The 20,321-nt window shown below is 53.8% G+C and carries 18 protein-coding genes and 1 pseudogene; 9 read left to right on the forward strand and 10 right to left on the reverse strand.

The window, feature by feature from the left end:
- The first annotated feature begins 414 nt into the window (after positions 1–414).
- The 6 genes and pseudogenes from CX651_RS16940 (at position 415) to CX651_RS16965 (ending at position 6,304) form a co-directional block, all read left to right on the forward strand.
- Positions 415–927 carry a hypothetical protein gene (locus tag CX651_RS16940; RefSeq protein ID WP_198552062.1) on the forward strand — a complete coding sequence of 171 codons (513 nt, stop codon included), beginning with the start codon at positions 415–417 and terminating at the stop codon, positions 925–927.
- Between the two features lie 97 nt (positions 928–1,024).
- A pseudogene (locus CX651_RS16945) lies at positions 1,025–1,252 on the forward strand (alpha-amylase family glycosyl hydrolase); the annotation flags it as partial.
- A gap of 367 nt (positions 1,253–1,619) precedes the next feature.
- Positions 1,620–3,020: a TolC family protein gene (locus tag CX651_RS16950; protein WP_101057073.1), complete on the forward strand. Its 1,401-nt coding sequence runs from the start codon at positions 1,620–1,622 to the stop codon at positions 3,018–3,020.
- Entirely contained in the window at positions 3,010–3,984 is a 975-nt protein-coding gene (locus CX651_RS16955; protein WP_028781331.1) for an HlyD family secretion protein, read from the forward strand. Before CX651_RS16950 ends, CX651_RS16955 begins: the two co-directional genes overlap by 11 nt.
- 2 nt (positions 3,985–3,986) lie before the next feature.
- The gene (locus CX651_RS16960) at positions 3,987–5,144 is read left to right on the forward strand and encodes an ABC transporter permease (protein WP_101057075.1); all 1,158 of its coding nucleotides are present in this window, start codon (positions 3,987–3,989) and stop codon (positions 5,142–5,144) included.
- Complete coding sequence (locus CX651_RS16965) at positions 5,141–6,304, forward strand: ABC transporter permease (RefSeq protein WP_101057077.1); 1,164 nt, start codon at positions 5,141–5,143, stop codon at positions 6,302–6,304. Before CX651_RS16960 ends, CX651_RS16965 begins: the two co-directional genes overlap by 4 nt.
- Here CX651_RS16965 and hydF read toward each other — a convergent pair.
- The 9 genes from hydF to rsd all read right to left on the reverse strand — a co-directional run bounded on the left by hydF (position 6,264) and on the right by rsd (position 14,466).
- Positions 6,264–7,496 carry a [FeFe] hydrogenase H-cluster maturation GTPase HydF gene (gene hydF / locus CX651_RS16970; RefSeq protein WP_101057079.1) on the reverse strand — a complete coding sequence of 411 codons (1,233 nt, stop codon included), beginning with the start codon at positions 7,494–7,496 and terminating at the stop codon, positions 6,264–6,266. The genes CX651_RS16965 and hydF overlap by 41 nt on opposite strands.
- Complete coding sequence (hydE, locus tag CX651_RS16975; RefSeq protein WP_101057081.1) at positions 7,489–8,502, reverse strand: [FeFe] hydrogenase H-cluster radical SAM maturase HydE; 1,014 nt, start codon at positions 8,500–8,502, stop codon at positions 7,489–7,491. The genes hydF and hydE overlap by 8 nt, the downstream gene beginning before the upstream one ends.
- A complete protein-coding gene (locus tag CX651_RS16980) occupies positions 8,499–9,110 on the reverse strand; it encodes a hypothetical protein (RefSeq protein WP_101057084.1) in 612 nt (203 codons plus the stop codon). The genes hydE and CX651_RS16980 overlap by 4 nt, the downstream gene beginning before the upstream one ends.
- On the reverse strand, positions 9,107–10,561 hold the full coding sequence (gene hydG / locus CX651_RS16985; RefSeq protein ID WP_101057086.1) for a [FeFe] hydrogenase H-cluster radical SAM maturase HydG: 1,455 nt from the start codon (positions 10,559–10,561) through the stop codon (positions 9,107–9,109). Before hydG ends, CX651_RS16980 begins: the two co-directional genes overlap by 4 nt.
- 68 nt (positions 10,562–10,629) lie before the next feature.
- Positions 10,630–11,295 (reverse strand): cytochrome b/b6 domain-containing protein, encoded by a 666-nt coding sequence (locus CX651_RS16990; protein WP_101057088.1) that lies wholly within the window; start codon positions 11,293–11,295, stop codon positions 10,630–10,632.
- Between the two features lie 10 nt (positions 11,296–11,305).
- Positions 11,306–11,623, reverse strand: coding sequence for an iron hydrogenase small subunit (locus CX651_RS16995; RefSeq protein ID WP_101057090.1), 318 nt, complete (start codon positions 11,621–11,623; stop codon positions 11,306–11,308).
- Between the two features lie 10 nt (positions 11,624–11,633).
- A complete protein-coding gene (locus tag CX651_RS17000) occupies positions 11,634–12,866 on the reverse strand; it encodes a [FeFe] hydrogenase, group A (protein ID WP_101057092.1) in 1,233 nt (410 codons plus the stop codon).
- Between the two features lie 277 nt (positions 12,867–13,143).
- Positions 13,144–13,548 carry a putative periplasmic lipoprotein gene (locus CX651_RS17005; RefSeq protein ID WP_101057094.1) on the reverse strand — a complete coding sequence of 135 codons (405 nt, stop codon included), beginning with the start codon at positions 13,546–13,548 and terminating at the stop codon, positions 13,144–13,146.
- A 435-nt stretch (positions 13,549–13,983) separates the two neighbouring features.
- The gene (rsd, locus tag CX651_RS17010; RefSeq protein WP_101057096.1) at positions 13,984–14,466 is read right to left on the reverse strand and encodes a sigma D regulator; all 483 of its coding nucleotides are present in this window, start codon (positions 14,464–14,466) and stop codon (positions 13,984–13,986) included.
- A 613-nt stretch (positions 14,467–15,079) separates the two neighbouring features.
- Here rsd and hemE point away from each other — a divergent pair.
- From hemE to CX651_RS17025, 3 genes are all read left to right on the forward strand, one after another.
- Complete coding sequence (hemE, locus tag CX651_RS17015) at positions 15,080–16,144, forward strand: uroporphyrinogen decarboxylase (protein ID WP_101057098.1); 1,065 nt, start codon at positions 15,080–15,082, stop codon at positions 16,142–16,144.
- A 433-nt stretch (positions 16,145–16,577) separates the two neighbouring features.
- Positions 16,578–19,175, forward strand: coding sequence for a putative bifunctional diguanylate cyclase/phosphodiesterase (locus tag CX651_RS17020; RefSeq protein WP_101057114.1), 2,598 nt, complete (start codon positions 16,578–16,580; stop codon positions 19,173–19,175).
- 26 nt (positions 19,176–19,201) lie between these two features.
- A complete protein-coding gene (locus CX651_RS17025) occupies positions 19,202–20,005 on the forward strand; it encodes an SDR family oxidoreductase (protein WP_101057100.1) in 804 nt (267 codons plus the stop codon).
- Positions 20,006–20,058: 53 nt separating this feature from the next.
- Here the strand turns inward: CX651_RS17025 and CX651_RS17030 are convergent, their stop codons facing one another.
- On the reverse strand, positions 20,059–20,283 hold the full coding sequence (locus CX651_RS17030) for a hypothetical protein (RefSeq protein ID WP_101057102.1): 225 nt from the start codon (positions 20,281–20,283) through the stop codon (positions 20,059–20,061).
- Positions 20,284–20,321: the final 38 nt, after the last annotated feature.

Below are 20,321 nucleotides of genomic sequence, written 5' to 3' on the forward strand. Positions count from 1 at the left end.
ACAGTGGCATGAGTGGCCGATGGGATGCCATGTGTGCGATGAAGGCCAAATATGGTGGTAAATGGTGCCGGGGTAAGCAACAAAGCTAAGCAATACATCCCCATTAACCCTAAACCCTTGGTGATTTTACAGAAACAGGCTTAAGCCTGCCGAAAGCATGCCTGGCAACTGCAATTCTGCATAAATCTTCGAAAGTGAGCGTCTCAGAGAGTCTCATTTCCAAAAAACTGTCGTTATTTATCAGAGACTGATACCCAGCAGCGTGCTTCCTTGCGGCTCGGAAAGTGTTTAGGATGCCCTGTATATTGTGACTGAATTGAATAAAAAGGGAATTATCTGGGGATTCCTTAGAACAGGGCGTTATGTGAAAATTCTCCTGAAGCCGTTGTTAGCTCTAAGTAAAGGTATTAGATAGTGAAAGATACAATGCTCAAATTAGCGTACTTTACGCAGCATATAACTTTGAATAAAAATGATTACGAATACATAGGGGAAGACGAGCTTAGCGTTGTCTTTCGCTACAATAATAGTGTCCTTTGCCGCCCCTATATTTATTTTCGACCAATAAATATGAGTGGTTCTTTTTTGAACGAACGTGAATTTATAGAGACCATATTCGAATGCTACGAGGGGCATGTTGCAATTGTCTCTCAAACTTTTACCGAGCTTGAAGACAGATTTCAGGTAGTTACACGCTATTGTATGGTTCTTGACGATAGCAATAATGGTGAATTTTCGGGATGTGAGTTTACTTATACGCAAGATAGCGACAACATTTTTAAGTACCAAGTCGAAAACTCCATAACGCCTGAAAATGAATGTTGTACACCTTTGAACCCTCTTAAGCTCTCCGTAAATGGAACGCTAGAGTGTGAGGTTGTGGAAGAACCGTTAGTAGGTTCTGTTCTCTGCCCATCGAAAAGATAGCGAAAAGATAGGACGCCGAAAAGATAGGACAGCCATATCTTTTTGCAGCCTAGACTAGGTATTTGAAATACCGATCAAAGCTCAGTCGAGGTTGGTTATGACCACTGCCCGTCGCCAGTTGATAGATGCTGAAAGTACGCCCTTTTACCACGTGATTAACCGTTGCGTTAGAAGGGCATTTTTGTGTGGTGAAGATGCACTGTCGGGGCGCAGTTACGAGCATAGACGTGGCTGGATAGTGGATAAAATCAGGCAGTTGTCGTCAATATTCTGCATCGACGTTTGCGCTTATGCGGTCATGAATAATCACTACCATTTGGTGCTGGCATCCAAATTCATCCACGGATAAGGTCTGCTCACCATCCTTGGCTCACGTCCATAAGCACACTCGCCGCTGGCCACTTTAATTTGCGCCAACAGGCTCTCGGCAACGCCCAAGTGCAGTGCAATTCTGTAATTCTAAATTCGTGAGTTTAGGATGTGTGTCTATTCCTCGGTGCAGGTTCGCACCTTCCTTAGTTTCAATACAGCTTAAAAAAGACTAGGATCCAGTAGCTTGTCTAGTTTTTAACAATTGTTTCGCCAGGCTTTGGCTGTCTTGCGCCGCTGCGCAGCAAGGTTAACTGGTGGCCGACAAGCGAGGATGATATCCTTTTTGCTCAGGAATTAGAGTTTTTACTCTAGGGGTGTAGATGAAATTGACCAAATTTGCCTGGTTGCTGTTGTGGCCGCTGGCGGCTCAGCCTGCGTTTGCCGCAGACTATAGTTTTGCCTCGGCCTGGCAACAGTTGCTGGAGGTGAGCGACAAGCTGGCGGCCGAAGGCCAGGAAGTCAGCCGCGCCGAGGCGCAGCAAGAGGCCGGGCGCCACCTTAATCTGCCATCGCTCAACATCAACGGCAGCTATACCAGGCTGGAAAAACCGATAGAGCTGGATCTGCGCGATCTCAATCCACTCGCCTCTATGGATCCCGCCACTCTGCCGCCGGCCATAGGTGGCATTATTGGCTCTTTGCCTGGCTCGCTGTTTGTGACTCCTTTCACCGAGCAGGATGTGTTCCGAGCCAGCTTACAGGCGATGTGGCCTATTTATACCGGTGGCCAGATCTCTGCTGCTCAAGGCATTCAGGCGGCTCAGGTCGCTGAGAAGAAGCAGCAACTGGAGTTGGCGCGGCGTGAGCTGTTTACCACACTGGTAGACAGATACTATGCCGTCACTGTGACCCAGGCTTTGGTGCAAACCCAGGCTCAGCTGGTGGCATCGCTGGAAAAGCATTACAGCCACGCTGAAAAACTGGAACAACAGGGGCAGATCGCCAGAGTCGAGCGCCTCAATGCCCAGGTGGCACTGGATCAGGCCAAGGTCGACCTCGGCAGTGCCAAACGTCGCCATGAGATGGCGCTGATAGCCCTGTCTCGCCTGCTGCACCAGACTGATATCGCCACCAAGTCGCCGCTGTTTATGGCGCCAAGCTCCCCTTCATTGCCGCAATTGACCGAGCTGACGCTGAAGCAGCATCCAGCCTTGCGCTTGTTGGAGGCGAAAGAGACCCAGGCTCAGGGCCTGGTCGATATGGAAAAGGGAAAATACTTCCCCACGGTTTTCCTCTACGGTAACTACACCCTCTATGAGGACGACAGCCTGTTTTCCAAGGTCGAACCCGACTGGATGGTAGGCGTCGGGGTCAAGGTGCCGCTGCTGTCCCGTGATGGTCGCAGTGGCAAGGTGCAGGCGGCCAAGAGCGCCCTGCTGCAGGCCAGATACACCAAGGCACAAACCCGTCAGGATCTCAGCCTGTTGGTGGATCAGAGCTATCGCCAACTGCTGCAGGCCGAAGAGGAGGTCAATGCCTTGAACAGTTCTCTGGCGCTGGCAGAGGAAAACCTCAAGCTGCGGGAACTGGCTTTCAATCAAGGGCTGTCTACCTCCATCGACAGAGTGGACGCCGAGCTCAAGCTCAGTGCGGTACGCACCAAGCAGTTGGCGGCTCAATATCGTTATGTTCAGGCCTATGCCCGCTTGATGGCGGTCAGTGGCCAGTTGGATGAATTTATCGGACGCAGTGACAAGCAGGAGATACAGGATGCGGGTTAATCCTTTGGTGGCCATAGTGGCCCTGGTAACCATAGTGGCGGCGCTGGTATATGGGCTGATCCTGGCTTACTCCCCCAAGCCACAGCTGTTGCAGGGGCAGATAGAGGCCAGGGAATACAATGTGTCTTCCAAGGTGCCGGGCCGGGTAGAGCAGGTGTTGGTGCGCCGCGGAGACAGTGTCAGTGAAGGGGATCTGCTGTTTGCTATCGACAGCCCCGAGCTCAATGCCAAGCTGATGCAGGCCGAGGGTGGCCGCGATGCCGCCAAGGCGATGCAGCAGGAAGCCGACAGCGGTGCCCGTAAGCAGCAGGTGGCCGCCTCCCGCGAGCAGTGGCTCAAGGCCAAGGCCGCCAGTGAGTTGGCCAAGACCACTTTCGACCGGGTAGAAAACCTGTTCCGCGATGGCGTACTTGCCCGGCAAAAGCGTGATGAAGCCTTTACCCAATATCAGGCCGCCAAGTATACCGAGCAGGCCGCCTATGCCATGTATCAAATGACCGAAGAGGGCGCCCGGGAAGAAACCAAGGCCGCCGCAGCCGGTAATGCCCGGATGGCCGAAGGTGCGGTGAAAGAGGTCAGTGCCATACTCGCCGACAGCCAGATGCGCGCGCCCAAGGGCGGTGAAATCACCGAGGTGCTGTTACAGGTGGGCGAGCTGGCACCCAGTGGCTTCCCTGTGGTCAGTTTGGTGGATATGACAGATGCCTGGGCCGTGTTTCAGGTGCGTGAGGATCAGCTCAAGCAGTTCAAGAAGGGCGAGCGTATGACCCTGACACTGCCGGCGCTGCAACGTAGTGTCGAGTTTGAAGTTAGCCACATCAGTGTGCTGGGCGACTTCGCCACCTGGCGGGCGACCGAGAGTGGCCACGACTTTGATATGCGTACCTTTGAAGTGGAGCTTAGGCCGCTGGAGCCGGTAGCCGATCTGCGGGTGGGCATGTCAGTATTACTTGAAAAGTCTTGATTATGAAGAAGTTGCTTCGGCGAGAGTGGCAGGCTGTCTGGCGCGATCCCTGGCAGCTGGCACTGATAAGCTATCTGCCGCTTATCGGTGTGCTCTGTCTTTGGTGGTTGTTCTCCGCCGGGTTGCCCAGGCAGTTGCCGGTGGCGCTGGTGGATCAGGACAACTCCAGCCTCAGTCGTGAGCTGGGGCGTCATCTTGAGGCTAATCCTGTCACCGCCCCCAGGCGCTATCTGGCGCTGGACGAGGCGGTCGAGGCGATGCGCCGCGGCGAGGTCTATGCCTTGGTCATCTTGCCCTATGGTTTGAAGCAGGAACTGCTGACCGGGCACACTCCCACCATAGACCTGCGCTACAACGGCCAGTTTTTGCTGGTGGGCAAACTGCTGGCCAGTCAGTTGCAACTGACCCTGGCCGATGGTTTGCAGCAGGTGGCCAGGCTCAAGCAGCTGGCGGCCGGTGTCAACCCGTCCCAGGTTGAGGTGCGTCTCAGCCCTGTAAGCACCCAAACTACGGCGCTGTTTAACCGCAATAACAACTATGTCGGCTTCCTGGTGCCGCCTGTGCTGATCGCTTTGTGGCAGTTATTTGCCATGCTGGCCTTTGCCGGCAGTCTCAACCGTGAGCTGCGTCAGGATACTCTGGGCGAATGCTTCCGCCTGGGGATGCCCTCAGTGCTTTTGAGTAAATTTGTGGTCAACGGCGCCTTTATGCTGCTGCACGGCGGCTTTATTTTGGTGTTGCTGTATCAGCTGCTGGGGCTGCCGATTGCCGGGCAACTCCTGTGGCTGCTGCCGATGCAACTCTTGATGTTGATGGGCGTTTGGCTCTGGGTGCAGGGGATTTTTTTTATGCTGGCCGACTGCGCCAGGGTGATCAGCTTTTGCACCGCGTTGTTTGCACCCGCCTTTGCCTTTATGGGCATTACCTTCCCGACCGGAGAAATGCCGCTGCTGGCGCAGTGGTGGCGTCTGTTGATGCCATCAAGCCACTATATAGAGTCTCATGTTGCTTTGGTGAGCTATGGCGCCGGGCCGGCCAGCTTGCTGCCTCAGGCGCTGGGTTATCTCGGCTTTCTGCTGCTGTTGATCCCCAGTTGGTTCTTTGCCCGTCGTTATGCCAGGGTGCTGCAGTCGCAGTTGCCGCTTGAGGAGACGTTATGACAGCCAAGTCCCTCTCGTTATGGCAGTTGATCTGGCTGGATTTACGCGCCTTGGTGCGTGACAAGGCGATCTCTTTGACCCTGTTTGGCGGCGTGCTCTTCTATGCCGTGCTCTATCCCTTGCCTTATCTGCATCAGGTGCCCACGGAGCAGCAGTTGGTGGTGGTGGATCACGATAACTCTTCGCTGTCACGGCGGCTTATCCGTCACGCCGATGCCAGTGCCCGTATTCAGGTTGTCGGCCGGGTCGGCTCCATCGACGAAGCCAAAGCCTGGGTCACCGATGGCCGCGCCCATGGTTTATTGGTGATCCCGTTTGATTTTCGCCGCGATCTGTTGCTGGGACGGGGCGCGACCTTGAGCTTCGGCGGTGATGCCAGTTACTTCCTGATCTATTCCGCCGTGGTAGAAGGTTTAGTGAGTGCCGGTATGGATGCCGGCAAGCAGATCCAGCTCAAGGGACTATTGGCTTCGGGCCAGAGCCCGGAGGCCGCTGCCCAGAGCCTGGCACCGATTAAACTCAATGCCGTGCCCGCGTTTAATAAAGGTTTGGGTTATACCCCTTATGTGGTACCAGGCTTGTTTCTGCTGATTTTGCACCAGACCTTACTGATAGGCGCAGGCATACTCGGCGCCGGGCAATGGCATCGGCCGGGCTATTGGAACCGGGTCAGCCCCTTGATGCTGGTCAGTGCTCGGGTGTTGGCCTTCAGTTTGCTCTATTGCCTGTTCAGTGCGCTCTATATTGGCTGGTGTTACTACGCCTATCAGGTGAGTCTGCAGGCGAGTCTGGGGCAGGTGTTGTTGCTGATGTTGCCTTTTTTGCTGACCACGGCCAGCGCCGGGGTAGCGCTCAGCTGCCTGTTTGTGCGGCGCGAGTTGCCGACCCAGGTGATACTCTTGGTTTCTATGCCTATTCTGTTTGTCAGCGGCTTTGTCTGGCCCTTGGCGCTGATCCCTGAGCCCTTGGTGTGGCTGTCGCAGGTGATCCCGGCGGTGCCGGCGATTATGGGAATGCTGCAGCTGAACCAGATGGGAGCCGAGTGGGCAGCCATAGCCCCCAAATGGTTGCAGCTGTGGGGGCTATTGTTGCTGTTCTTCCCTCTGGCGGTTTGGGGCGTTAGTTGGCGTCGGCGTCAGCTACCAGCAGCGGCGCGCTGACCCGCTCCAGCACCCCACTGGCCTTGGCTAGTACCAGCCCGTAGTTGGTGATGGCAACGCCGCGGCGGCGACATTCGAGAATGCGCCGCTGCATCTCTGCCCGACCCAACATACAGGCGCCACAATGGACTACCAGTTTGTAGCGTTCCAAATCGGCCGGAAAGTCATGGCCGGCACAGACGCTGAACTGCAACTGCTTGCCGGTCAATTTGCCAATGGCCGCCGGGATCTTCACTCTACCTATATCTTCATCCTGCACCTCATGGCTACAGGCCTCGGCGATCAATACCCGATCGCCATCCTCGAGCTTTTCGAGCATTTTGGCGCCTTGCAGCTGCGCCGTTAGATCGCCCTTGGCCCGGGCAAACAGGGTGGAGAAGGTGGTCAGCGGAATACTGTCGGGTACCTGAGCGGCCACTTGTCTCACCGCCTGGGCATCGGTCACTACCAGTGCCGGTGGCGTGGGCATGGCGGCCAAGGCTGAGGCCAGCTCAGACTCACGGCAGATGCTGGCGATGGCACCGTTATCCAGCGCTTCTCTGAGAACCTGCACCTGGGGCAAAATCAATCTGCCCTTGGGGGCGGCTGAATCTATCGGGGCGACCAGCAGTAGCTGCTCTCCGGTGCGGTAACAGTCGGCGGCCAGCACGGGATCGCGGCGAAAATCCGCCGGTACCAGTTGAACCAGCTGCTCGACCAAGTTGTCCCGGTGTTTTGCCTCTTGGGTCGACAGGCATAAGAACTTGATGCCTTGGCCCTTGAGCCAGTGCTGATGCTCCGTGGGCAACGGCGCCAGATCTTGCTTGTTCGCTACCACCAGGATTGGCAGCTGCCAGCTTTGCAGCAGTAACAGCCAGTCGCGGTCAAACTCATCTAACCCCAGTTCATCCAGCACATAGACGGCGATATCGGCCTGTTGCAACGCCCGGCGACTGGCGGTAATTCGCTGAAGCCCCAGGGCGCCGGTATCGTCCAGCCCGGCGGTATCTATCAGGGTAGCCGGGCCGACCGGATGCAGCTCAAAGGGCTTGCGCACCGCATCTGTGGTGGTGCCCTTGGTCTCAGAGACTATGGCACTCTGTTGGTTGGATAAGTAATTGAGCAGGGAGGACTTCCCGGCGTTGCGACGACCACACAATACTATGTGCAGTCTGACTCCGCGGGGGGCTGCATTGGGGGCCGAATTACACATTAATTTGTCTCCTGGCGTTGCCTCTGTCCGCAGAGCAATGCAAGCCGCGGGCTTTGAGGCTGAGTTTGATATCGGCGAGACGCTGTTCCAGTGGGCAGCCGGAGGCATTCTTGCCGGGGTAAATAAGGTATTTACTGCAGTCTTTCTGTGGCGTGAACGAGGGCATAAGCACATTGCAGCCGCGACTCAGGGAGTCGAGTCTAGCGCCGCTTTGCAGGGCATCCAGGGCGCTGGTGGCCGGTATGTTGGCGCCGGGGTTAAGTAATCTGAGTATGGCGCAGGCTCGCTGGCACTCGAGCACATTGCCGTTGGCCGTGTTTGCCAGCGGGGTTTGTGGATGACTGACGAAGGGACCGACCGCCAACATCTCCAGTTCCATGGCTGAGAGCGCCAACAGGGCGTCAGCCAGGGCATCGCTCTTGCTGCCCGGCAGGCCACAGATAATGCCACTGCCGGTCTCATATCCCAGGCTCTTGAGGGTTTCCAGTAGCTTTAGGCGTTTGTCCAGCACTCTTCCCGGACGCAGGCGGCTATAGAGCTCGGCATCCAGGGTTTCCAGTTTCAACAGATAGCGATCGGCGCCGGCTTCGCGCCAGAGCGCCAGTTCACTGTGGCTGCGTTCACCCAAAGATAGCGTGATGGCCAACTGGCTTTGCTGTTTGATAGTGCTGAGGATGCGGCTTATGCCATCCTGGCGAAAGCGGCTGTCTTCCCCGGATTGCAGCACCAGGGTGCCGATGCCGGCTTTATCTACTTTGAGGGCCGAGTCGATGATTTCCTGATGGCTGAGCCGGTAACGCTCAATGTCGCGATTGGCGGCTCTCAGGCCACAGTAGTGACAGTCGCAGCGGCAATAACTGGAAAACTCCACTATGCCTCTGAGCCAGATCTCCTTGCCAAAGTACTGGCGCTTGACCGCATCGGCACGGGCAAACAGCCAGTCATCGGCCTCTCCTGCCAATAACGCCTTGATTTCCAATTTCCCGAGAGTCTCTGCCGGCTTCATACTTGGACTCCCGCTTGTTTTAGCACTTGTGCCAGCTCATCGGCGTAGCGATACAAGGCCTGTTGCCAGGGCGTGGCAGCGACCTTGGTGCGGCCTTGCATCCTTTGCCATAAGCCCGCCGGTGGCAGCCCCAGCTCGCGGCTGTCCAACTTGAGCCACAATCCCAAAGGCGCCAGATGTGGACTATGGGCATAGTGGCCGACAAACAGTTGATCGTCGAGCAATAACAGCGGCGCGCTGGCGGCCAGCTTACTGCTGACCGCTGTCACCTGCTCGGGCCAGGAGGCGGCGAGTTGCTTGCTCCAATGTTGAGACACCCGGTATTCCTCGAGGATTTCCGCCTCGGTGGACTCAGGACGCAACATTTTGCCAAAAGCCAGCCCGGCTTCGCTTTGTAACTCTTGTGTCACTATCAACAGCTGCGACAGCTGGCGGCTTTGCAGCCTTTGCCGCAACAGCTGATCTATCGCTCCTTCACTGAAATTGGCATAGTGGCCGGCATGCAGGGCCACTCGCCGGGCGCGGCTCAGTGCCGATTTCAGTTGTTGTTTTGGCAGCCCGGCATAGAGACGGCAGCCGGGTGCCAGTACCAGAGTCTTGCCTTTCACAGATAGATATCCCTCTCGCCCGCATCGGTGCGCGTGAGGCAAGCCTCGATATTACGTCTTCTGGCGGGGCTGAGTTTATCCAGCTCGGCGGCTATCAAGGCTTCGCCGGCTTCACGGGTCTGCTCACTGGCGTAGTCGTTGAGGTATTCCTTGAAGGTGATCAAGGCATTGGGTTGGCAGAACTTGCCGATAAACTGCTGCTTGGCCAGACCGATAAAGTGATCGCCGGTGCGGCCCTTGCGGTAACAGCCGGTGCAGAATGAGGGGATGGAATGGCTATGCTTGACCAGATCCAATACCACTTCATCCATGCTGCGGTGATCGCCCAGGCTGAATTGGGCCGCATCGTCTTCCTGGTTGTAGCCACCTGGGGTGGTCCGAGAGCCGGCACTGATCTGTGAAACCCCTAGGCTCAGGAGTTCACGTCTGAGTTCGGCACTTTCGCGGGTGCTCATAATCAGCCCAGTGTAGGGCACTGCCAGGCGGGTAATGGCCACCAGGCGCTTAAAGGTGGCGTCATCGACCGCATAGGGTGGCCGCTCCGAAAAACTGGAGCCATCGGCGGGCTCAATCCGTGGGAAGGAGATGGTATGCGGGCCTATGCCGCAATCCTGCTCCAGTTGCTGTACATGGGTGAGCATGGCCAGCAGCTCGAATTTGTGGTCATAGAGGCCGAACAGCACGCCAATGCCCACATCGTCGATACCGGCTTCCATGGCTCTGTGCATGGCGTAGAGGCGATAGAGGAAGTCTTTCTTGCGGCCCTTGAGGTGTACCTGTTCGTAGGTCGTTCTGTGGTAGCTTTCCTGAAAACACTGATAGGTGCCTATGGCGGCCGTCTTCAGCAGCTTGAAGTCTTCTGTGTCCATGGGGGCGCAGTTGACATTGATGCGGCGGATCTCACCACCTTTGCCTTTGCGCACGCTATACATGGTCTTGATGGAGTCGACTATGGCGCGGGCGTTATTGCGCGGGTGTTCACCGTAGACCGCCAGGATCCTTTTGTGGCCCATATCTTCCAGGGTTTCCACCTCGGCGATCAGCTCCTGCTCGCTCAGGGTCTTGCGTGGCAAGTCATGGTTGTCGGCGCTGAAGCCGCAATAGCTGCAGGCGTTGGCGCAGTAGTTGGAAACATACAGCGGAGCGAACAGTACAATGCGATTGCCATAGATGGCATCTTTGATGCCACGGGCAACGGCAAACAGCTCTTCGTCTACAGTGGCGTCCTGGTTTTGCAGTAAAACCGCTACTTCCTCAAGCGTCAGCCCCTGCAAACGGCGGGCTTTTTCCAGCACCTGGCGTACTGTGTCCGGGCTGGGTTGCTGATTGTTATTGAGCAAGGCCCAGATGGCGTCATCATCAATAAAATTCACGGCGGGGTTATAGTCTTTGACTTGAATCGTCTCGGTATGGCCCGATACAAGCGGGTCTGATATCAAAGGGCCTGACATCTGTGGCTCTCCTGTGAAAAAAGGAGCGCAGTCAAACTGCACTCCTTGGAATTTAACGAAGGAACGGATCACTCGGCGTGTTTGCTAGAGACCGGAACGACCTCCTCCTGCACCCATAGTGGCGTGTATTCGGCGGCGTCATGGTAGGGCACCTTGCCGTGCAGCATCATCGCCTTGAAATCGTCGAAGCGGTAAACCGCCAGGAACAGATGCACGGGCAAAAATGCTGTCAGCAGCAGGCCACAACCCAGGTGGATCATCCCCAGCAACCAGGCGGTATCGCGGGGAATGGCGTAAGGGAGCAACCACAACGCCAGGCCTGTGATGATCAGTGCAGTACCGCCGAGTAGAACGCACACTCCGAACAGTTTCTGTCCAGAGTTGTACTTGCGCATAGGAGGCACGGCGACCTTCTTACCCAGCAAAAACTTCTGTGGGTAGCCACCGAGTACCTTGAACCAGCCTACATCGTTGCCACCGAAGGTGAATACTCTGTTTGTGAACAGTACGACACGGTCGAATGCCATCAGGGTGAAGGCCACCGCATCTAGCGCCATGATGACACCGGCAACAATATGAATGTCATAGGTTAGCCCCATGGCGCTGTCGCTCAAGGGTTTAAAGAACAACAACAGCCCGGTAGCCGCCAGTGGTAGGAAGCTCAGCAGCAAGATGTAGTGGAACACCCGAACATTCAGCGGGTGCTTGAGAATGGGACGATTGTCCTGATGCATAGCCGACTCCTTAGGATTTCAGTTTAGTGCGATCGACAAAATGGGTATGCAGCAACTCGTGCGACAGATGCCCCAGCGGCTCACCGCCAAATTCGCTGTAATAGCTGGCAATGGCCGGGTTGGCATGGCTGACACGGTATTTGGCAATGGCATCATCCATATAGAGGGCATCAGCACGCGCCTTGATGTATTCGTTGCGCTTGGCGATACGGTTGCCGAGCCAGCCCACAGGCAGGGCCAGTAGCGCCAGAATCGCAGCACCTACAGCCATGAAACGGCGCCGAGACAACAGAAAACCATCTTCGGTAAATTGATACTTGTCTGTCATGAGCAACTCCTTACAGTTGGGCAACCCAGGATGTGCCTGAGCCGTTGATAGGTTGACCGCCACCGTTGACGCAACCACCGGCGCAGTTCATCACTTCGATAAAATGGTAGGGGGACGTGCCGGCCATCACCTGCTCCAGCAAGGGGCGGATATTGCGGCCCATGTCGTGTACTACGGCGACTTTCAGCTGCACATCTTGTTTGAGCTGTTGGTCATGAATGGTGAGTTCGGCCTCCTTGACGCCTTCCAGACCGCGCACAGGTGTCAGTTCCAGCTTGGCCAGTTCTTCACCAGTGAGCACCTTGTGAGCGGTACGCACTGCGGCTTCCATCACGCCGCCAGTGTTACCGAAAATGGTGCCGGCCCCTGTGTATTGGGAAAACAGGCTATCACCCTTATATTCGGCCACATCCGGCAGATGGATATCGAGGCGCTTGAGTAGCTCGGCCATCTCGCGGGTAGTCAGCACAGCATCCACATCGGCGTAAGGTGCGGCATCGCTGCCGTGTTGCTGATGGAAGCGCCAGGCTGATTTGAACTCTGGACGTGATGCTTCGAGTTTTTTCGAGGTGCAAGGCATAACTGCCACTGTGAAGATTTTTTCCGGAGCCATTTCATAAACTTTGGCGCCATAGGTCTTGGCTACAGTCCCGGCCATTTGCTGCGGTGACTTGGCAGTGGAAAGGTGTGGCAGCAGGCTGGGGTATTCGGTTTCCAGGAAGCGAACCCAGCCTGGGCAGCAGGAGGTAAACTGCGGCAGCTTACCGGCATCTGGCTCCTGGCGCACATTGGCATGCAGCCTGTGGATGAACTCAGAGCCTTCCTCCATAATGGTCAGGTCAGCGGCGAAGTTACAGTCGAAAATTTTAAATCCCGCTTGGTGCATGGCGCCATAGAGTTTATTGGTCAGCAGTTGCCCCTTGGGCAGATTGAAGGCTTCACCTATGGCAACCCGTACCGCCGGAGCCAGAATACCGACCACTTCAGTGTTGGGGTCCTGGAGCTTGGTTAATACTGTATCCAAGGCACTCTGGGTTTCATGAATGGCACCGAACGGACAGTTGATCAAACACTGGCCGCAGCTCAGGCAACGCTCTTCATCAATCTTATGTGGGGCACCGGATGCGCCCTCAATAGCATGGGTGGGACAGAACTGTTTGCAGGCGTCACACCCTTTGCATTTGAGCGCATCTATCTGGATCAGTCCGCGGATCTCTCCCGGCTGATAGCTGGTTGCTGTCATGGCAATGCGTTCCTTTTTACGTGAGAATGTTCTTATTTTCTAATTGCTTATGTAAAGGCTATGCCCCTTGGGAAAGGGCGGAAGGATTATAGGAAATAGCTGACAGCTATCTGTGATCCAAAGCAGAACAAGTTGGAGATTTCACAAGTTTTTACATGAAATATGATGAAATTAGCCAGTGAAACAGGGGCATGGGACTTTTTGACTTAGGCCCTGTTTCAGTTAATTTCACAGATGTGATGCGGGATAACACGGACACATCTAGTTGGGGGGAGTGTTAGAAATAGAGGTTTTCGACTGTTTTACCGTCAACCAGAATCTCACATTTGTCACCATTGCTGGATTTTGAGGATTGTACCGCGCTGGCAATAATACCAAAGGCGCCGCCTTGACTGCCGAGTACAGACCCAAAGTAGCACTTGCCATCGATTTCCATCTCTTGATAACGACCACCCAGATTTTGGGTTGGAGTATAAGGTGGGAAGGTGCCACGCATTATGGGGTCACCGTTGACAGTCAGTTCCAGTTTCTTCTTGTCGGAAAAGTAGCGTCCGCCGAGCTTCAGCGTTTGGCCTTTCACTTCGACGGTTTTTTCCTGGGCTATGATGGGTTGCGGGGTTGAACTACAGCCTGCCAGCAGAGCGCCGGTGCAAGCCAGTGAGGCTAGGGTCAATTTACGCATTAATCCGTCCTTTATTGGATTGTAAGGTATTACTTTTCCGTGTTATCCGCGCCGGATTATAACTTCTTGGCAACAAAGAATACCAGTGTCCTAGTTTAATTCCTTTTACCAAGTTGATCATTTTGATGAGCGCTGTTTCCACAACAAGGCAAGGCATTTAACTGTTAGGTGCTGAGGAGGTTGGAGGCGAATCAGGTGCCGCTTGCTTTGGTTAATGGATGCTCCTGATAACACTTGAGCTGTAAATTTAACCAAATGCGAGAGAGGGCGACGATTTCACTTTGCCAGATAAAAAGAAAGGAGCGAGTGTTTCTCTGCTCGAACCCCGTTATTGCGATCAAATATTCATCTAATTACATAGAGCCGGCTTTGAAGTCTGAAAACGGCCGTAATAAGGCATTAGGTACGACAATAGCCGGCAGACTCGTTACGGTATTAGTTGAGTGTCGGCGCTGCTTTTTTATTGTGCAGCACTTCCAACATTCTATCTTCCAACTGGAAGCGGGTCTCCAGAGCGTGCACTAATTCGGCGAGATCTTTATCCAGCTGATAGAGTAGATCGTCGCTTTCCAGCTCGGAATATTTATCACTGAAGTCCAAGGCTTGATCTGTAGTCTCGACAATCTTGGGCAGTAATTGCTGTGCCAGTGCTTTGTGCGATTGTCCTTGTTCGTCACAGGCGTCGACGACCCTATTGAAGACTTCGAAATGACCTTCTGAAACGTAATCCACCAACAGATTACAGAAGCCGCGAACCTGATCGACGCAGGGCAGGGACTTGTCACGGTTTTCATAGGGGGCCAGTCCGGCTAATTTGCAGTAATAAACCAGTAACTTCCTGCGGTTATTCAACCATTGATCTACCAGAGCATTGGCTCCGCCCCATTTTTGCTCGGCCTGTTCAAGTTGTTTCAGCATGATCTTCTCATCCTTATCGCCGCACCTGTACCTAATTTAGGTGACAAGTTAACCAGTGATCAACTCTTTTCGACGTGTAAACGGTTTTTTTACTCATGGACAAACCAGTTGTTTTGTATACAAAAACAACTCAAATGTTAAATTGTGTATCCGGATGTGGATCGGAAAATAAAAAGCCCAGCGGTAGAAACTACAGCTGGGCGAGGAAAGTTTTAACGGGCTCGATGTGACGAGCTTCTTGATTGTTCTTGCTAGCGCAGACTTTTTATACCAAAGGGTGGGAACCTGTGCAACTTTTTTCTGTCATAAGACGTTTGGCTGACGCCTGGATTTTTATACTTTTGTTGTAAAAATGTGAGCTGGCGCAATGGTGTCGCCGGGTTTCGCGGCGCATTAAGTCTGTGGTGATCGAATCGTCAGTATCTATTGTCAATTCGGTCATGAATTTGTCCATTGTAGTGGCCCAATAAAGCTTGGATGGGGTCAAACTCTTCTCTGGAATGGTATTTATCCATGCCTCTGGTCACATAAATACTCAGACACAGGTTACAATGCAGCCGCAAATGCTAAACTAGCGAACCAGCAGATCTCAATCGGAGTAGGAATAAGCCCAATGGCAGAATTAAAAAACGATCGTTATTTACGTGCGCTGCTCAAGCAACCTGTTGATGTTACACCAGTTTGGATGATGCGCCAGGCTGGCCGCTATCTGCCAGAATATCGCGCTACCCGCGCCGAAGCCGGTGACTTTATGGCGCTGTGCCGTAATGCCGAACTGGCTTGTGAAGTTACCTTGCAGCCGCTGCGTCGTTTTGAATTGGATGCGGCAATCCTGTTTTCCGATATTTTGACTGTGCCTGATGCCATGGGTTTGGGCCTGTATTTTGAAGCAGGTGAGGGTCCTCGCTTTGAGCGCCCAACCGATACCATTGAAGCCATCAAGAAACTGGCTATTCCGGATCCGGAAGATGAGCTCGGTTATGTGATGAAAGCTGTTAGCACCATTCGCCGCGAACTCAAGGGCGAAGTACCGCTGATAGGTTTCTCTGGTTCACCTTGGACACTGGCTACCTACATGGTTGAAGGCGGCTCCAGCAAGGCCTTCGAAAAGATCAAGCGGATGATGTATGCCGAGCCTGCAGCACTGCACATGTTACTGGACAAGCTGGCCGACTCAGTGACCCTTTATCTGAACGCCCAGATCGCCAACGGTGCACAAGCAGTGATGATCTTTGACTCTTGGGGTGGGGCGCTGTCTCATGCGGCCTATCGTGAATTCTCTCTGCGTTATATGCAGAAGATCATCGATGGTTTGAACCGTCATGCCGAAGGTCGTCAGGTTCCTGTGACCCTATTTACCAAGGGCGGTGGTCTGTGGCTTGAAGCCATGGCCGAGACAGGGTGTGATGCCCTGGGGCTGGATTGGACCATAGACATAGGCGATGCCCGTAAGCGTGTCGGTGACAAGGTTGCCCTGCAGGGCAATATGGATCCTTCGACTCTGTATGCATCACCTGAGCGTATTCATGAAGAAGTGGCGCAGATCCTGGCCAGCTATGGTCAAGGTACAGGTCATGTATTCAACTTGGGCCATGGTATCCACCAGCACGTGGATCCTGAGCATGCCGGTGCCTTCGTTAAGTCGGTACATGAGCTGTCTGCCCAGTATCACAAGTAAGTTAGTATTCGTTCAGCAAAAAGGCTCGCATTGCGGGCCTTTTTGCTGTTAAAGCAATAGCATATTGTCGGGCTTGCACCCTTGGATGCAATTAATGCGACTGAGTGGCAGTGTCTTAGGGGGGAAGAATAACCTGGTTCTGCGGTGGACAGGAGCCCACGCAGAATTACCTGGAATACAGATTTAGCTCCTCACCAATGATATTTTCAATTTGACAAATTGTGCTCCAAAGCACGTATCTATCCCTTTTTTCCTGCGCCAAATCAACACAAGCCTGTAAGAGTCAAGGCAAGCTGGTGCAGTTTGTCGCGGGCAAAGGGCGGCAAACTGGCGATGATGCCAGTCAAGAGTTTTAACCGGCCATTAAATGAGGTATGTTGCCTGGCGGAGTTCGGCACTCTTGATATCCGATCACAATCAGCCGTGGTTTAAGATGCACATTGGCAAAAAAATAGGCGTGTTCATTCTGGGGTTCTGTATTCCGGCCCTGCTTGTGGTCGCCTACTGTTTGAATTTTTGGTTTGAATACAGTCTGGGTCAGTTCCGGCAGCAAACGCTGGAACATGAGTATGTCGGTATTGAACAACAGTTTACCCGAGAGTCCCGGCGTCTGCTGCAGCTGGCGCGTCTCTATGTCCCGATTCTCGAAATGCCGTCAGATTCATTGTTAGCCGGTTGGGTTGAGGGGTTACAGTCATCCAATATCAGTCTGTTTCATCTACATCAGGGCAAGGTAACGGCGCTGGCCAACGGCAAGACCCGAGTGCTTGAGCAAAAAATTCCTCCTGCCGATATGTTTGCTGCTTTGGATAAAGAAGCTTTTGGCGCTGCTGTAGTCAATGGCCAACCGCTGCAGATCGGCTTCTATCGCTTCGATGATGGCGAGGCTTTGATCGTCACTCGTTTGCTGACACCTGTGCATTTGCAGAATCTTGGGCAGGCCGATCTTATCCAATCAGTGGCCTTGGTTCCGCTGCGACAGCCTGTGAGTACAGGGCAGCATCTTAAGCTTTTCAGTCAAGTTCCGGTACCGACACTGTTGGGCGAGCCTTTTGTATTACAGATCAGACAACAGAGCGATGCCTTTGAACGTCTGGAGTGGCAGAGTTTACTTGTGGTGATGCTGCTGTTGCTCGGCGGCATGCTGATGGTCGCCATCGGTTATTTGTGGTTACGACGCGGCTTGCTGAAACCTTTCGACCGTTTGATGACAGAGCTGAAGGAGATAGATCCCAGCGCCAGACGCTATACCCATGTTAGTGGTTACGGCGGCGCTGAATTCAAGGTGTTGGCGGACAGGATCAACAACCTGTTGCTGCGGATATTTCAGCAAAATGAACGTTCCCGTATTACCCTTGAATCCATAGCCGAAGCGGTAATCCTCACCAACAATAAGGCCAAGGTTATCTACCTTAATCCGCAGGCGGAATCCCTATTGGGTCTACGTAGCCAACAGGCATTGGGGCGGACGCTGGATTCTCTGCTCAAGAGTGACGATCAACTGGACGAGGAGTTGCTCGCCTTTATGTCCAGTGGTAACCGACAGCCCGAGTACAGTAAGGTCACCCTGCAGATGCAGCAGCCGAGGATTATGGAGCGGGCGGTGAGCAATCTCTGTAACCACAAAGGCAAAGTGATAGGTGCGGTGACAGTTCTGCGGGATATTACCCAAGAAGAAACTCTCAAACAGCAACTCAGGTTGAAAGCCAGTGTCGATGGTATTACCGGGCTTTATAATCGTAGCGCCTTTGAGGAACGCTTGCCGGGCTATGCCGAAGGAGCCGACACTCTGGCGCTTTGCTATTTGGATTTGGAGCAGTTCAAACTTATCAATGATAACTGTGGCCATGACGCCGGCGATCAGATGTTGGTGATGGTTGCCAGAGCTATAGAATCTTGCTTGCAGGGCGACGAAATGTTGGCCAGACTCGGCGGTGATGAGTTTGGCTTGGCTGTCCGTAATCGCAGTGCTCTTGAAGTCGCCAAGCTTTTGAAGAAGTTGGTGAAGCAAGTTTGCTTGCAGGTATTGCCTTGCGGCGGTGCTCATTACCGGGTGGGTGTCAGCAGTGGTGTGGCCTTCCATCGAGGCCCTTGCATGGCCCCGGCCGAACTGCTCAAGGATGCCGATATCGCTTGTTTGGCGGCCAAGCGCAAGGGCAGTAATCAAATTCACTTCTTTGATGATCGCAACAAAGAGCTGGCTAATGAGCGCAATGCCCCCAAGTGGGCTGTGCGTATTGCCAGAGCCATAGAAGACAAAGAGCTATTACTTTATTTTCAACCAATTCAAGGGCTCAATGGCTGTTGTCGCCGTCAAAGGTTGGAAATCTTGCTGCGGATCCGCGACAACAGTGGCCGTATCTTGCCACCGGCACAGTTTATTGCGGCGGCAGAGCGCTTTAAGTTGATGCCGGAAGTCGATAGGGAAGTTATCCGTAAAGCCTTTCTGTGGCTTTCCGAGCATTCACAGCTCTGGTCTGAGCTTTGTGTTTCCATCAATCTTTCCGGAAACAGTCTGGGGAGCGAGGGCATGCTGGACTATATCGCCGAGATGCAGGGGCGTTATGGTATTCCCAGCTCCTGTGTCTGCTTTGAGATTACAGAAACCAGTGCTATCCAGAACCGAACCCGGGCGATGGAAATGCTCAACCAATTGCGCCGCTTGGGATTTGCCTTCGCGCTGGATGATTTTGGCAGTGGCTTTGCTTCTTACGGTTACTTGCGGGAACTGCCAGTGGATTATGTCAAGATAGATGGTTGTTTCGTCCGTCATTTGGCCAGCAATGCCAAAGACTATGCGATAGTTAAATCCATTCATGATGTGTGCCGGGTCATGGGGATAGAAACTGTCGCCGAGTTTGTCGAAAACCAGGAAATTGTGGACAAGCTGTTGGAGATAGGGGTTGATTATGCTCAGGGTTACGCCATAGGGCGCCCCAAACCTCTGGAGCAATTTTATCAGTGGCAGAAGGCTCATGAGCAGCAGTTGCAGGGATTGCACTTGCAACAGGAGTATGCGAGCTTAGCCTGATAACTTCGACTGACAATGGATTGTAGATGGAAGGACTCGCTAATAAGGTCATAGTGATTACCGGTGCCTCGGAAGGTATTGGACGGGCGTTGACGCTGGCTTTGGCACCACTCGGCGGGCAGCTGGTGCTCAGTGCCCGCAATGAACACAGGTTGCGTACCCTGGCGATGGAGGTTGAGTCGGTCGGCGGTGCGTCGCTGGTAGTCTGTGGTGATGTCGGGCGACAACAGGACTGTGAAGCCTTGATAGCCACGGTAATCGAGCGTTTTGGTCGGCTGGATATATTGATTAATAATGCCGGCATGACCATGTGGAGCCGCTTCGATGAACTCAAGCAACTGGATATTCTCGAACAGCTGATGCGGGTCAATTATTTGGGACCTGCCTGGCTGACCCATGCGGCGCTGCCGCATTTGAAGGCTTCTCAAGGACAAGTGGTAGTGGTGGCTTCCGTGGCCGGTTTGACCGGGGTGCCAACCCGCAGTGGTTATGCCGCTTCCAAACATGCAGTAGTGGGGTTCTTTGATTCTCTGCGAATCGAATTGGCCGAGGATGGTATTGCAGTGACAGTGATCTGCCCTGACTTTGTGGTCTCCGAGATCCATCGGCGGGCGCTGGATGGTGAGGGTAAGCCACTCGGAACTTCTCCCATGGCAGAAAGCAAGATTATGACTGCTGAAGAATGCGTACAGATGATGTTGCCGGTCATAGCCGGGCGGGGGCGAATGTTGATCACCTCCTGGCGTGGTCGTCTGGGACGTTTTGTTCGCCTTATCGCTCCAGCATGGGTGGATAATCTTGCCCGCAAGGCTATAGCGTCCGGGCACTAGCCCAAGAATAGATAAGCCTCCGCGAGGGAGACTTATCTAGGTTATTTTAGAGATTACTTTTTGTCGTTGAGGTGTTGGACTATGGTGGCCTTAGCCTCTTCATGGCTGGCCTTGGCAGCTTTGGTTTGAATATGGGCTGTGGCTTTGTGGCCGGTTAAATCCTCGGCGATATGCAGCCAATCCGGATGCCAGTAAAACTGGCTGCCTTCCAGGGTCGACCAGTTGTGTACCCCATGAGTTTCACCGTTATATACCAAGTCTTTGATTGAATATCCCATAGTCAGTCTCTCCAAGTTGGAATGGTATTATCATGCGG

Origin of the sequence: Shewanella chilikensis (assembly GCF_002836945.1) — a bacterium.
Classification (GTDB): domain Bacteria; phylum Pseudomonadota; class Gammaproteobacteria; order Enterobacterales; family Shewanellaceae; genus Shewanella; species Shewanella chilikensis.